This window comes from Georgenia soli, assembly GCF_002563695.1.
Taxonomy (GTDB): domain Bacteria; phylum Actinomycetota; class Actinomycetes; order Actinomycetales; family Actinomycetaceae; genus Georgenia; species Georgenia soli.
In genome coordinates this window covers 3,613,569-3,627,141 of sequence record NZ_PDJI01000004.1, presented here as the reverse complement: position 1 = coordinate 3,627,141, position 13,573 = coordinate 3,613,569, and the positions used below count along the sequence as shown (strand labels likewise).

Sequence of the window (13,573 nt, the reverse complement as noted above, 5' to 3'; positions counted from 1 at the left end):
GCGGGCCACAAAAACCATGCAATGGCAAGAGTTTGCTAATGTCAGCGCTTGGTCGGCGCCCGCCCGGGCGCCGCGCCCAGGGACCCGCCACGAAAGATCGTGCGCGCGAGGTCCGTTCTGGGCGGACGTGAGGCCAGGTGTTGACGCGGTGGCGCAGGGCGCCCGCGAAGGTTCGCTCCACCTGACCCGTCGCCGGACGAGTAGGCCGGGAGCGGCCGGAAGGGAAGCTGTGTCCAAGCAGCGAATTGCGATCATCGGAGCCGGCCCGAGCGGCATGGCGGCACTGCGGGCGTTCACGTCCGCGCAGCAGGCGGGGGCCCAGATCCCCGACATCGTCTGCTACGAGAAGCAGGACGACTGGGGCGGGCAGTGGAACTACAACTGGCGCAGCGGCATCGACCGGCACGGCGAGCCGGTGCACTCGTCCATGTACCGCAACCTGTGGTCGAACGCCCCGAAGGAGGCCCTGGAGTTCGCCGAGTACACCTTCGACCAGCACTTCGGCCGGCCGGTCTCCTCCTACCCGCCGCGTGCGGCGCTGTGGGACTACATCGACGGCCGCGTCCGTAGGTCCAACGTCAAGGACAAGGTCCAGTTCTCGACCGCCGTGCGCTGGGTCGAGTACAACCGCGAGGAGGACAACTTCACGGTGACCGTGGAGAACCTGAAGTCACAGACCACCTCCTCCTCCGAGTTCGACCGGGTCATCGTCGCCACCGGCCACTTCTCCTACCCGAACGTCCCGGACTTCAAGGGCATCGAGACCTTCCCGGGCACCCTGCACCACGCCCACGACTTCCGCGGTGCCGAGAAGCTGGCGGACAAGCGCGTGCTGCTGATCGGCGCCTCGTACTCCGCCGAGGACATCGGGGTGCAGGCCTTCAAGATGGGCGCCCGCGCGGTCACGATGAGCTACCGCACCGCGCCCATGGGCTACGACTGGCCCGAGGGCATGGAGGAGCTGCCGATCGTGGACCACTTCGACGGCGAGACGGTGCACTTCTCCGACGGCCAGACCCGCGAGTTCGACGCGGTCATCATGTGCACCGGCTACCTGCACAAGTACCCGTTCCTGCCGTCGGACCTCGCCCTGCACTCCCGCAACAACATCTACCCCGGTGGCCTGTACCGCGGCGTGGTGTGGCAGAAGAACCCGAAGCTGTTCTACCTGGGCGCCCAGGACCAGTGGTTCACCTTCAACATGTTCGACGCCCAGGCCTGGTACGTCCGGGACCTCATCATGGGCCGCGCCGAGCTGCCGTCCGCCGAGCAACGGGCCGCCCACATGCGGTCCTGGCGCACCCGCTTCCAGGCCCTCGACGGCGACGCGGACGAGGTGCGGTTCCAGGCCGACTACATCAGGGACCTCATCACGGCCACGGACTACCCGATGTTCGACCTCGACGAGGTGGTGCGCATCTTCCTCGAGTGGAAGGCCGACAAGAAGAACAACATCCTCACCTACCGCGACAAGCCGCACCGGTCCGTCATGACGGGCACCATGGCGGCCGAGCACCACACCACGTGGCTCAACGAGCTGGACGACTCCCTCGAGCGCTACCTCTCCACCCCGGAGGCGACCGAGGTCGAGGAGATGGTGCGCGGGCGTGCCGGCGTGCCGGGCTGAGCCGGCAGATCCGACGACGACGGCCACGCACCCGGGTGCGTGGCCGTCGCCCTCCTCGCGCTACCTCTCGCCCAGGACGCGCAGCCGCTCCTGGTACTCGGTGGTGTCGATCTCCCCGCGGGCGTAGCGCTCGTCGAGGATCGCCCGGGCCCTGCTCCGGCCCACGTCCTGCCCGCGCATGTCCTGCCCGTGAGGCCCGCCGCCGCCCGGCTGGCCGCGGACGAGGAGGACGACGAGGACCACCACGCCGACGAGAAGCAGCAGCAGGATGATCCACACCCAGCCCAGGCCCATCCACCAGCCCATGCCGTGCCAGTCGTACATCATCAGCCACCTCGCTCCGCGTGGTCAGCCGTGCTCGCGTCGTCGTCGCCGCGCCGTTCCATCTTCTCTCCGCCTGCGTACTTCCGCCCTCGGTATGGCCGCGACGTCGGGCGGCGCCGGTACTGTGCCGCCATGCGTACCCGCTGGCTCGTCGGGCTCGGCCTTCTCCTGCTCGCCGGCGGGCTGACGCTCGCGCTGGCGGTGCCCACCAGTGGGTGGTTCGCCTGGATGGGCGACGACTCACTGGCCGCAGCCGTCGTCGCGTCGGGTCGCGTCTTCGTGATGGGCGCGCCGCAGTTCGTGGGGCTCGGCGCCGCCCTTGCCGGGCTGCTCGCCCTGGCGTGCGCCGTCGGGATGCGCATCGGCCGCCGTCGGGAAGCCGTGCCGCCCACCCCAGCCTGACGGCAGCGGCGGGTAGACCGGAGAAACAGGACGGGCGGTGACGCGCTCCGGTTCCCCGGAGGCGCCACCGCCCGATCCTGTGCCGTTCTCAGGCGCGGTCTCTACCGCGTCACGGGATGCCGATCTCGTCGAGGACGAGGTTGGCGCGCTCGGCGAAGAGCTGCTGGCCGTCGGCGGTGAGGTAGCCCGCCTGGCGCAGGCCGTTGTCGAAGGCCCGCTGCTTGGCCAGGTACTGCGAGCGGTTGTTCCAGCTCGCGTAGAACTCGTCCTCAGAGATCGGGTCCGCGACGCCGTTCATGTCGCCCGGGGTGGCGTAGCCCTTGAATTCGGCGAGCCCCAGCTCCATGAGCCCGTAGCGCACGCCGCCGAGGACGTTGCCGTTCTCGTCGCGCACGAGGTTGCCCTGCGCGTCGCGCTCGAACCAGGCGCTGGCCGGCAGCGCCTTCCCCTTCTGGTGGTTGTCGATGAGGGCCTGCCCCGCGGCGATCATCGCCGGCTCCATCGGGTACGGGGTGTAGGCGGTCGGGAACACCCGGCCGGGCCGGCCCGCCTTGATCAGCTCGGCGTTGTCGGGCACCACCGGGGACATCGAGTAGGTGTGCCCCGTGCCCGGGATCTGCCACACGCGCGAGTTCTCGGCCAGGTCACGCGGCAGCAGCGCCTGGGCCGGGAACAGCGCCGCGTCGGACTCGGAGTCGACGCTGATCCAGGGCACGTCCACCTCGACGGGGGTCTCCGGGCCGTCGACGGTCACGAGACCGCTCGCGCCGCCCTCGGCGTCGTTCAGCGGGCGCTCCATCCAGTTGCCGGCGGCGCTGAGGTACCCGTCCCAGACGTTGCCGCCCTGCGCCTCCTGCACGGGGAGGTGGAAGTTGTTGACGTAGGTGTTGAGGTACATCGACGACTGCGACTGGCCGATGAGGAACAGCGAGCGCAGCGGGGTCCCGCCGAGGATCTCGGCGCCCGCCTCGGGGTCACGCAGCGCGTTGCCGGTCTGGGTGAGGATGTCCCACACCAGCCCGGTCTCGGTGCAGGGCACCTCGCCCCACGGGCCGCCGCGCGCCTCGAACTCCTCGGGCGTGCCGGTCGGCTCGTACGTCTCGCCGCACTCCTCGTCGAACCACGAGAGGTCCTCGTAGCGCTCCGCGTCGAAGTTGTACAGGGCGTCGACGTTGATCGGCTTGGAGGTCACGCCCACGTAGGTGTGCCCCTCGGCGAGGATGTTGGTGGAGAGCCGGCGCCACATGTCCTCGATGTCGTACCCGTTCGAGGCGTTGTAGATGTCGACGAACACGGCGCCGGACGCCTTGTTCGCGTGGGCCGGGTGCCGCACCAGGATCCGGTTGGTGTACGGGACAGCGGTCCTCTCGACGGCGAGGGTGCCATCGGCCTCGGTGTAGACGTTGGCGTTGCCGGAGAGGAAGTACTCCTCCTCGACGTAGCCGTGCGCGGCCAGGTCGACCGGCACCCGGGCGTGGTCGGCGGCGTTGAAGGGGTACGAGTCCTCGGTGCGGGGCACGTGCGTGACCTCGGGGACGGCGGAGATCTGCTCGGTCGTCACGTCCTCCTGCGCCGACGCAGGGCCGGCGACGAGGACGGTCGAGAGCACTGCCGCGCCGGACGCGGCGGCGAGCGAACGGCGGAATCTTGGTCGCAACATTGCGTGGGCAACTCCTTGTCGTGAAGCAGGACATCCGAACCATGTCCGGCCGTTACCCGGGTCACAAATAGTTGCCGCCGGTTGCCCGCAGTCGTCCCGCCCGCATCTCCGCGGCGCCTATCTGGCAGGGATGCACGAGCGCGAACAGTCCGGCCCATATCCCGTCCCGTTTGACGTAGCACCCATCTCGCGCAGGTCGCGGGTAGGGTCGCCAGAGTGGCGTCGATCAGCCCGGGAGGCGATCCGCACGTCGCCCCCCGATGGGGTAATCGACGCCTTGCGCAACGAGGTGGGCCGACCGGCCGTCAAGGAGGACGAGCAGCGAACGGAGAGCACGGATGGCTGTGGTTGCCGCCGCGGAGCTGGTGCTCGACGTGGCACGCGGCACGCTCTACGTCGACGCCGGCGCTCCGACAGCCGCCCTCCCGACCCCGCCCCGGATGGCAGCCCACGACGACCAGTCGATCGTGCTGGCCTGCGCGGGTGACGTCATGTACGCGACGGTCGGCATCGAGAGCCACGACCAAGCACCGGCACCGCTGGCCGATCCGTGGATCACCGCGCTGGAGAAGGTGGTGATGAACCTTCCCAGCGGCGACCTCCTGCTGGAGAACCTGGACGGCGGCGAGGTGCGGTACCCGGACCTCGGCATCACCGCCGGGAGATGGAACGTGGACGTCCATGTCGCGGGCCGCGAGAAGGCCCTGGCCCTCCAGGACCAGATGGACGCCGAGTTCGAACGGGGCAACCTCGACCTCCTGCCCGGCCTGGGCCCGGAGCGCTGGCTCGTCCGGTTCTGGCGTTAGGGCGTCGTGCCCACCCGTTTCGCGAAGCGGCGAAAAGACGTCCACGGACGACAACGTGGCGCCGTCTGCGCGCTACCGCCGGGCATCATCCCCCCAAAACCGGTGCCGGGAGTGGCGCCACCTCCTACGCCTCGCGCCTGTCCCGGAGGCGGCGCTGTACTGCCACCGCCAACTGAAATCTTGGACCAGCGACGACTCCGGCTGATCAATACCGGCAGCAAGTCCGTAACGCGCCGACCGCCCCCCTTGTCACCGGCAGCTCACTCCTGCAGCGGCGCCGCGGTGACCAGCAGCATGGTGGCGTCGTCCCCGGACTCCAGCCCGGTCATCCGGTGCTCGAGCACCTCGAGGTCGAGGGTGACCGCGGCGGTGGTCCGCAGCTCCTCCAGGCGGCGCATGATGACCGCCCGCCGTTGCTCGACCAGACCGTCGCTGAACACCAGGAGCGACTCCCCCGGTCTCAGGGTGAGCGTGCCGACGTCGGGACGCCCGCGCAGGAAGCCGAGCGGCGGGTTGCGCACGGCCTTGTCGAACCGGGCCTCGCCGTCGCGGACCAGCAGCGGCGCGAGGTGGCCGGCGCTGACGTAGTCAACGGTTCCGGTGGCAGGATCGAGCACCCCGACCCACAGGGTCGCCATCTCGCCGGGCAGCAGCTGCTTGGCCAGCCGGTCCAGCGCCTCGAGCGCCGGGCCGGCTGCGCCGTCGTGCGCGACGAGGAGGGAGCGCAGGCCGTTGCGCAGCTGGTTCATGGACGACGCCGCGGCGAGCCCGTGTCCGGCGACGTCACCGACCACCAGGGCCACGCGGCCCGAGGCGAGCTCGAAGCTGTCGTACCAGTCCCCGCCGACCTTGCCGCCGTCGGCGGGGCGGTACCGCGCGGTGACCTGCCAGCCGTCGGGCTGCGGCAGCCGCTGGGGCAGGGAGGAGCGCTGCAGCGCGAGGGCCGCGCCGAGGTCGGGCCGGGTGCGGCGGTAGAGCATCTCGACGACGAGGCGGCGCACCGCGGCGGCCGCCTCGACGTCCTCGGCGGACCAGGGACGCGAGGTGCCGCGCACGACCTGCTGCCACGTGGAGAAGGAGCGGCGCGGGCCGAGGTGGCCGACGCCGTCGTCGTCGATGGTGAGGGGCTTCTCTTCCGGGTTGCCGCCCCAGGCGACCTCGCGCGTGACCTCGCGACGGAACAGGGCGAGGGAGTCGCCGTCGGGCAGCGGCACGACGAGCGCGCCGGCCACCTCGCCGAGGTCGCCGTGGTCGGGCAGGGCGGCGGCGAGGGCGTCGCACGCGCGCAGGCCGGAGGTGTCGGCGACGGCGGAGCCGTCCTCCTGCTCGCGCAGCGCCCGGACGACGGCGGCCGGGTCGGGCGGGACGACGCCGACGGCGGCGGAGGTGCCGCCGACGCGCACCATCAGCCCGTCCGTGTCGAGGAGCTCGAGCAGGCGGCGCTGCGCGACGGCCTGGGCGAGCGGCACGTCGTCGGTCAGGCCGGTCAGGCGCCGCAGCTCGTCGGCGACGGTCTGGGCGTGGCGGGCGCGGTCGGCAGCGGCGCGGACAACGGCCTGCAGGGACAGGCCGGCGGCGAGCGTCTCGGTCCCGGCGCGGACCTCGAGCGAGGGGGTGTGCGGGCCCGAGACGTGGTGGCAGGCGACCATGCCCCACAGGCGGCCGTCGTCGAGGAGGGAGATGGACATCGACGAGCTGACGCCCATGTTGCGCAGGTACTGCACGTGCACCGGCGAGACGGCGCGCAAGGTGGAGTAGGTGAGGTCGGTCGGCGCGCCGGTGCGCGGGTGCAGCGGCGGGACGAGGCGGGCGGTGGGCGTCTCGGTGTCGGAGATGAGCCTGATGAGGTTCTTCTCGTACAGCGCCCGGGCCTGGGCGGGGATGTCCGACGCCGGGTAGTGCAGGCCGAGGTACGGCTCGAGGTCGTCGCGGCGGTCCTCGGCGACCACCTGGCCGTTGTAGTCGCGGTCGAAGCGGTACATCATCACGCGGTCGAAGCCGGTGAGCCGGCGCACGCCGCGGGCGGCGAGCTCGTAGATCTCCTCGACGGTCGATGCCCCGGCCGCCTCCCGCAGCACCGCGTGGGCCTGCTGGAAGACGGTGGCGACCGGGGTGCCGTCGTCCTCCGCGCGGGGCAGCGGCTCGGCCTCGACGAGCACCGACCCGTCCGTGCCGAGGTGCGTGGCGACAAGCCAGTCGCGCCCGCGCATCGTCAGCTGCTGGAGGGCGTCGCCGAGCGGGCCGCCGGGCTGGGTCTGCGGAAGGCGAAGGTTCGACGCCGCGTCCTCCCCCAGCACGGCGGCGAGCGGATGGCCGACAGCCTCCTCGACCGGGACACCGAGGAGGTTGCGAAGGTTGTCGGAGACCTGGACGACGACGCCGTCGTCCACCACCAGCAGCACGCCGCGGCGCTGGACGGCGCCGGGCACGTGGATGGGCTCGTCCTCGCAGGCCTGCAGGTCGATCTCGCCCGTGGTGGTCTGGCTGTCGATCGTCATGCCACTGCTTCCTTCGCCGCGCGGACGCGATTGATGTGGATCGCGCCGAGCTCGGCGAAGAGTGCGCGGTTGAGGCGGAAGGCCTCCTGAGCCTCGGCGACGGCGCGGGCGGTCTCCACGGCGTCGAGGCCAAGGCCGTCGAGACGTTCGCGGTAGAGGTCCTTGAACGGCTTGGCCTTCGGGATCTCGGGGAAGTCGTAGAAGGAAAGGCCGTCGGTGCCCATGCCGTAGTGGCGCCGCATCATGCGTTTGATGATCTGGCCGCCGGAGAGGTCGCCGAGGTAGCGGGTGTAGGCGTGGGCGGCGTACTCGGGCAGGCGATCGACGACGTCGCGGAGCCGGGCAGCGTAGGTGCGGGTGGCGGGGAGGATGCGGATCTCGTCGCGCCAGGCGTGCCCATAGAGATGTGCGAGGTCGCGCTCGATGGAGGGGACGCGTTGGAGCTCAGTGAAGAGAAGGTTGGCACCCCGCGGGTCTTCCTGCAGTTGCACACCTGCGCCCTCAAGAGCGCGGTAGATCTCGAGCTGCTGGGCGGCAAGGCCTGCATAGGCGTCGACGTCGAGCGCGCCCGCGAGCAACTCGTCCACGAAGGGCTGAGACTCCACGGCGCGGTGCTCGACCTGCGTTCCCTCGCGAAGTTGCTCCGACAGGGTGGCGTCGAGACGGGGACTCACTGGAGGGAACTCCCCACGATGGACGGCGCGATCTGAAAACGACGGTATCAGCACCGTCTGGCTCCTCCCGGCCGAGCTTGCGGACGTGCACGTCGCGATCGTCATCGTCGCAATGTCGGTGCTGGCGGCGGTGACTCGGTGTGGCGAAAACAGGTCGCGCGATTCGCACCCACCCCGTGACAGATCGATTACCAGAATCTCGCAGGCGCACCGGTTGGGGGTTTCCCACTGGTGCGACGACTGTGGATTTCCTCCACCCGCGCAAGAACCCGTGGGCTCGGGAACAAACGGCCCTGCCCGAACACCAACGATGGACACATCGCTCCCGTCCACGTCACCAGGTTTCAAATATGCTGCACTCCATGTCTGCGCTACCGCACTTAAGCCGCATCGCCTCTGTGCCCGTCCGTGACGTTTGGGCACACGAGGCTCATCACTTCACGCAATGGCTCCTCGTGAACGCGGACGTGCTGTCCGATGTGCTTGGTATGGACCTCGAACTTAGCGAGGCCGAACGGCGCGTCGGTGGCTTCGCTCTCGATCTAATTGGCACTGATCTCCAAACAGGAGCAACGGTCATTGTCGAGAACCAATTGGAGGGGACCGACCACAGCCACCTGGGACAGCTCCTCACCTATGCGGGCGGCACGGACCCCGCGACCATCGTGTGGTGTGCCGCCGCATTTCGCGACGAGCATCGGGCGGCGTTGGACTGGCTCAACGAGCACACCGAGGAGGGAGTCCGCTTCTTCGGCGTGGAGATCGCGGCGGTCAGGATCGGGGACTCACCGCCGGCGCCGTTGTTCCGCCTGGTCGCCCAGCCGAATGATTGGACGAAGCGTGTGCACACCGAGAACGCGGCGGCGGCCGGCACACGTACACCGAGACAATCCGCATATGAAGCGTTGTGGCAACTCGTCTTAGATCAGGTTCACGCAAAATACCCCTCGTGGACGAGCGCACGCGCAGCCTCCCGCGACAGTTGGATAACCATGCCGTTCGGTACATCCGGCGCCTGGTACGCGTTCGTGTGCTCTGGTCCCAGGCCACGTGTGGAGCTGTACTTCGGGTCGAGCGATGCAGACGAGAACCAAGCGATGTTCGACCGGTTCCTTGCGCGCCGCGAATATTTGGAGACCGGGTACGGGGAGAGTCTCGATTTCCAACCTCTGCCAGGGCGAAAGGCATGCCGGATCGCAGCATGGGGTCCCGAGGGGTACGACGTGCTGGACCTAAGTCAGCATGGGGCGATGGCACAGTGGTTCTTGGCCGCAATGGATCGGTTCCGAACCGTCACCCAGGAGGTCCGCCGCGCAATCGGTGAGGAATGAACCGCGGAAAAGCTTCCGTACCTGGACATCTGGTGGGTTAGACGTCGTCGCGAGGGTCAGCGCTTAGGGGCCAGGTCGTCACACATTTCCGAATAAGTCACGACCGGTACTCGACTACAAACGGCCCTTCTCGACTCTTCCGTCGCGTGCTACCGCGGGGAAACCTATGGATTCACGAGTCCTCTGAGCATCGAGAGTGTTTCGTCGTCGGTTGAGTAGAGCAACGTCCCGCGTAGCCCCCGGGTGAGCAGCACCTTGTACACATGACGTACCAAACGGTCGAACGTTACGTCGTCAACAGTTTTCGTCGACTTGAAATCGGGATCCCTGTTGTACTCACGGCGTGACACCCATCGGTCATCCCGCCAGACGAGGTCGGGTCCCAGGATGACGCCGTTCCACGAGTACTCGAAGCCCTGGGCGGTATAGACGCATCCCACCTGCTCGAAACCCGCGGGATCGTAAGCCCACAGCCACGATGGCGGCGCACCACCAATTGCTCGATCGCTCTTCAAGTTCCAAGGCTTGGCCCACTCGCCGATCTTCACATCACGAACGAGCGAGCCGTCTGTGTTCGGGTTGCTCCATGGCCAGCAATAGCCCGCAGTGATTCTCGCGTTCTCCCCAGCTTCGAACCTGGCGCGAAGGCGTCCTTCCATTTCCTCTACCGAGTCAACGACATCAACGCTGAACGTTGGTTCGTCACGCCAGACTGGTGTTTCGGCTTCCGGATCGTTCCCGAGTCCGAGCAATGCGTGCACCCAGTTGAGGTACACATCGCTGCCGCCTGACCGGAACTGCCCATTGAGATCGACCTGCTGCACCGGAAGGCCACGCGCCGCTGCGTGAGCTTTGATGTCCGCAACGGTCCCCATCTCACCAGGCCGCACGACCTGGTGCTCGTCCAGAAGGAATACAGGAACCCTGGCGACGTCCATCAACTCGTCCACCTGTAGGCGTGCGTGCTCCCGCAGCTGTTTAGGCGTGTACCTGTTGACCGACTTCTCCCGGATACGGTGCGCCTCATCCAGAACGATGACGTCCAGATCGTTCGGCTCCGCGCTCATGAAGGAGTTGAAGTACTTGAAAAGGTTCTTCGAACGTGTCGATCCCTTGCCGGCGACCTGACGCATTGTCTGTGTGAAGGACTTTGATCCCGTTGCGTGCAGCACGGTCCGGCCCCGCCGGGCGAGTTCACCCAACAATGACAGCGCGATGACACTTTTTCCGCTGCCCGGAGAGCCGGTGACGACGACGACAGTCTTACTATCAGCGCGCCGCGCCTTCTCCACGGCGCGGAGCACCAACTCATAGGCGACGCGCTGCTCGTCGAGTAACACAAACTGCTCGCGCTCCTGTATCTCCTTCGCGGCGACGCTCAGGAGCTGCTTGGACGGAGCGATCGACGAGGAGATAAAAGCGTCGGCGGCGTCCCGGCCGGGCTCGGGAGCAAGGCGCGTCTTCAAGAAGTCGATGAATTCGCCGCGCCGCTGACCGGTGAACATTCGGCTGAGATTCGTCTGCTGCCGGTCCCACAAGTCAGCAACCGTGCCGTCCGTCGCATTATGGAGATAGGCGACACCGGCAAGCGGGTCAGGCTCCTCGTCCAGAGCCCTCACGAAGTCGCGCAGGTACTCGCCATACCCGGCCACCTGGAGCCCCGGATGTAGGGACGGCCGATACGGGGCGGCCGCAACATCGACGAGGGTGTCGCTGTCCTCCCATCGTGTCGCGCCGCTCCACTGCTTAAGTTCGACCACTACGTAACTCGGGCGTCCGGTCTTCGGGTGCACACCGGCGAGGATGGCGTCAGCACGCTTGCTGGAGAGCGGCAGTCGGTACTCGAGTATGACTTCCACTTCAGAGAGGCCCGCGTCCTCAAGGTCGCGGGCGAGCACCGGAAGGCTGCCGCGCCACGATCGGCGCTCCCCAGGTCCCGGCCTACCCGCTCCCTCGAACACGAGATAGTTCTCCAACGCCTCTTCGAGGACCGAGAAGTTGCCTCGAATTCCCTCTCCAAGCGCTCGAGCTCCGAGCCGAACATTGCCCAAGTTTGTCCCCAGTGCAGCACGAATGAACGTGCGGAGGGGACATATCTGCTTGGCAGAAGTCCGTCGGACCGCTTCTCGTAGTGAGATTACCGCGGTTTGGCCGACCGCAATCCAACGACATGCTTACACCGACCAGACACACAGGCGTCCAGCGGGACGCAGTGCTCAGTCAGCCCCGGCGCGCATGAACCCCGACTCGTAGGCGCGAACGACTGCCTGGGTGCGGTCCCGCACCCCCAGCTTGGCCAGGATCGAACTGACGTGCGTCTTGACGGTCTCCCTCCCGAGGAAGAGATCGGCGCCGATCTCCGCATTCGACTTCCCGGATGCGAGGAGCCGGAGTACCTCCTGCTCTCGCTCGGACAGCCGATCGCGTGCCAGCCGGTCGCCGCGCTCCCCCGTGCCGGACGCGGCGACGAGCCGGCGCAGCGCCGTTGGGAACAGCAGCGCCTCCCCGCGCGCGACCACCCGGATGCCCTCGAGCACCTGCTCCGGGTGCGCGCGCTTGAGGAGGAACCCACTCGCACCGGCGCGCAGTGCGTCGAGGACATAGTCGTCGTTCTCGAAGGTCGTCAGGACGAGCACCCGTGAAGCCTCAGCACCCACACGGTCGGCCTGCGTGAGCAGCGCCCGCGTGGCCGAGATGCCGTCGAGGCCTGGCATCCGCACGTCCATGAGCACGACGTCGGGGCGCGTCCGGGCGACGGCGTCGGGCACGTCAGCGCCGTCGGCGACCTCCCCGACCACTTCGAGGTCGTGCTCGGCGTCGATGATGTACCGCAGACCGCCGCGCACGAGCGCCTCGTCGTCGACGAGCAGGACCTTCACCGTCACGATGCCTCCCACGGCAACCGGGCACGGAGCACCCACCGGCGCTCCTGGACGCCCCAGGTCATCTCACCACCGAGGGCAAGGGCCCTCTCCCGCATCCCGGCCAGGCCGCGCCCGGTCCCGGGGCTACCCCCTCCCCCGCCAGCCAGGCCGTTGACCACCTCGATCTCTACGGCGGAGCCTGCGAGTTCGATTGCGATGCCGATGTTGCCGTCGCCGTGGCGCAGTGCGTTCGTCGCCGCCTCACGCACGACGGCGTAGCCGGCGCGGGAGACGGGGTGCGGCACCCGGTCGGTCGCGGGCAGGGTGACCGCGACGTCGGCGCCGGCAGTGCGCAACTCGTGGGCGAGCGCCGGCAGGTCGGCGAGGGTCCGGTCCCCCGCCGCAGCGTCCGCGGCCGTCGGCGCCTCGCCCTCCCGGAGCAGCCCGAGCGCACGGTCAAGGTCCGCCGCGGCATCCCGACCGGTGGCGGCGATAGCGGCGAGCGCGCAGCGGACGAATTCCGGGTCGCGTTCGAGAGCCCGCTCGGCAGCGGCGGCCTGGAGCGACGTGACGGTCAGGGCGTGGCCGACGCTGTCGTGCAAGTCGCGGGCAAGAGCGTTGCGCGCGGCAAGCTGACGCGTCTCCTCCTCGAGCCGGGCGATGCGCTCCTGCGCGGACGGCCCAAGCAGCAGAGGTGCGAGGAAGCGGAGAAGCTCGCCGAGCCACCAGAAGACGTACGCGGGCACCACCAGGAGGACGACCGCGAGAACGACGGCGGGCACCACCGGCAGTCCGCCGAGCGCGCCGAGCGTCCGGTCCAGGACGGTGACTCCAGACTGCCGGGCCACGAGCGTGACGGCGACGGGCACGCAGACGAGGAGGGAGAGAGCCGCGACCGCTCCTGTACCGAGCAGTGCGAGGTACCACGCCGCTCCGCGCAGGCTCGCGCTGGTGCCGCGTCCGGGCAGGACGGGCAGGTCGGCGTCGAGGAAGGTTCGGGCCGCGAGAGCGTCGAGGACGCGGACCGAGTGCAGGAACGGCGGGGTCAGGACAATGGCCGCTGTGACGACGACGAGCGCGGTGATCACCGCGCGCGGGACGTCCGGCTGTCCATACATCTGGCCGAACCCAGCGGCCAGCAGCCCGTAGGCCGCCGCGACCACGCCCCCGATGACGAGGAGTACCCCGCGGCGCGGCGTCTCCGCGCTGGTCAACGGCAGCAGCACCTTCGGGACGGCCATGGCCGCAAGTCTGCCGGAACTTGCGCTGGCGCCGCTTCCGTCCCCGAGCGCCCCTCCTCCAGCCGCACAGGGCTGGGGCGAATCGGGGCAAAATTCCGGCCGCCCCAACACGGATTTGCTCCATCGCCCCGGGCGTGCCTACTGTG

11 protein-coding genes are annotated in these 13,573 nt (G+C 68.8%); 4 read left to right on the top strand and 7 right to left on the bottom strand.

Annotated features, from left to right (window positions below):
* Positions 1-229: 229 nt before the first annotated feature.
* Positions 230-1,627, top strand: coding sequence for a flavin-containing monooxygenase (locus ATJ97_RS17765; protein ID WP_098484882.1), 1,398 nt, complete (start codon positions 230-232; stop codon positions 1,625-1,627).
* Positions 1,628-1,687: 60 nt separating this feature from the next.
* On the opposite strand, the gene ATJ97_RS17760 is transcribed toward ATJ97_RS17765, so the two are convergent.
* Complete coding sequence (locus ATJ97_RS17760) at positions 1,688-1,954, bottom strand: SHOCT domain-containing protein (RefSeq protein WP_098484881.1); 267 nt, start codon at positions 1,952-1,954, stop codon at positions 1,688-1,690.
* A 129-nt stretch (positions 1,955-2,083) separates the two neighbouring features.
* On the opposite strand from ATJ97_RS17760, the gene ATJ97_RS17755 reads away from it, so the two are divergent.
* Positions 2,084-2,353: a hypothetical protein gene (locus tag ATJ97_RS17755; protein WP_098484880.1), complete on the top strand. Its 270-nt coding sequence runs from the start codon at positions 2,084-2,086 to the stop codon at positions 2,351-2,353.
* A 109-nt stretch (positions 2,354-2,462) separates the two neighbouring features.
* Here ATJ97_RS17755 and ATJ97_RS17750 read toward each other — a convergent pair whose 3' ends face one another.
* On the bottom strand, positions 2,463-4,013 hold the full coding sequence (locus tag ATJ97_RS17750) for an alpha/beta hydrolase domain-containing protein (protein WP_143427070.1): 1,551 nt from the start codon (positions 4,011-4,013) through the stop codon (positions 2,463-2,465).
* Positions 4,014-4,351: 338 nt separating this feature from the next.
* Between ATJ97_RS17750 and ATJ97_RS17745 the strand changes: the two genes are divergently transcribed.
* On the top strand, positions 4,352-4,819 hold the full coding sequence (locus ATJ97_RS17745; protein ID WP_143427069.1) for a hypothetical protein: 468 nt from the start codon (positions 4,352-4,354) through the stop codon (positions 4,817-4,819).
* 260 nt (positions 4,820-5,079) lie between these two features.
* Here ATJ97_RS17745 and ATJ97_RS17740 read toward each other — a convergent pair whose 3' ends face one another.
* Both ATJ97_RS17740 and ATJ97_RS17735 read right to left on the bottom strand, forming a co-directional pair.
* Positions 5,080-7,317, bottom strand: a complete 2,238-nt coding sequence (locus ATJ97_RS17740; RefSeq protein ID WP_098484877.1) for a SpoIIE family protein phosphatase — start codon at positions 7,315-7,317, stop codon at positions 5,080-5,082.
* On the bottom strand, positions 7,314-8,096 hold the full coding sequence (locus tag ATJ97_RS17735) for a biliverdin-producing heme oxygenase (RefSeq protein ID WP_098484876.1): 783 nt from the start codon (positions 8,094-8,096) through the stop codon (positions 7,314-7,316). The genes ATJ97_RS17740 and ATJ97_RS17735 overlap by 4 nt, the downstream gene beginning before the upstream one ends.
* A 257-nt stretch (positions 8,097-8,353) precedes the next feature.
* Between ATJ97_RS17735 and ATJ97_RS17730 the strand changes: the two genes are divergently transcribed.
* On the top strand, positions 8,354-9,322 hold the full coding sequence (locus ATJ97_RS17730; protein ID WP_170037561.1) for a DUF4268 domain-containing protein: 969 nt from the start codon (positions 8,354-8,356) through the stop codon (positions 9,320-9,322).
* Between the two features lie 164 nt (positions 9,323-9,486).
* Here ATJ97_RS17730 and ATJ97_RS17725 read toward each other — a convergent pair whose 3' ends face one another.
* The 3 genes from ATJ97_RS17725 to ATJ97_RS17715 all read right to left on the bottom strand — a co-directional run bounded on the left by ATJ97_RS17725 (position 9,487) and on the right by ATJ97_RS17715 (position 13,427).
* The gene (locus ATJ97_RS17725; RefSeq protein ID WP_245862701.1) at positions 9,487-11,220 is read right to left on the bottom strand and encodes a DUF2075 domain-containing protein; all 1,734 of its coding nucleotides are present in this window, start codon (positions 11,218-11,220) and stop codon (positions 9,487-9,489) included.
* A 318-nt stretch (positions 11,221-11,538) separates the two neighbouring features.
* Positions 11,539-12,207: a response regulator gene (locus ATJ97_RS17720; protein WP_098485583.1), complete on the bottom strand. Its 669-nt coding sequence runs from the start codon at positions 12,205-12,207 to the stop codon at positions 11,539-11,541.
* Positions 12,204-13,427, bottom strand: a complete 1,224-nt coding sequence (locus ATJ97_RS17715; RefSeq protein WP_098484873.1) for a sensor histidine kinase — start codon at positions 13,425-13,427, stop codon at positions 12,204-12,206. Before ATJ97_RS17715 ends, ATJ97_RS17720 begins: the two co-directional genes overlap by 4 nt.
* Positions 13,428-13,573: the final 146 nt, after the last annotated feature.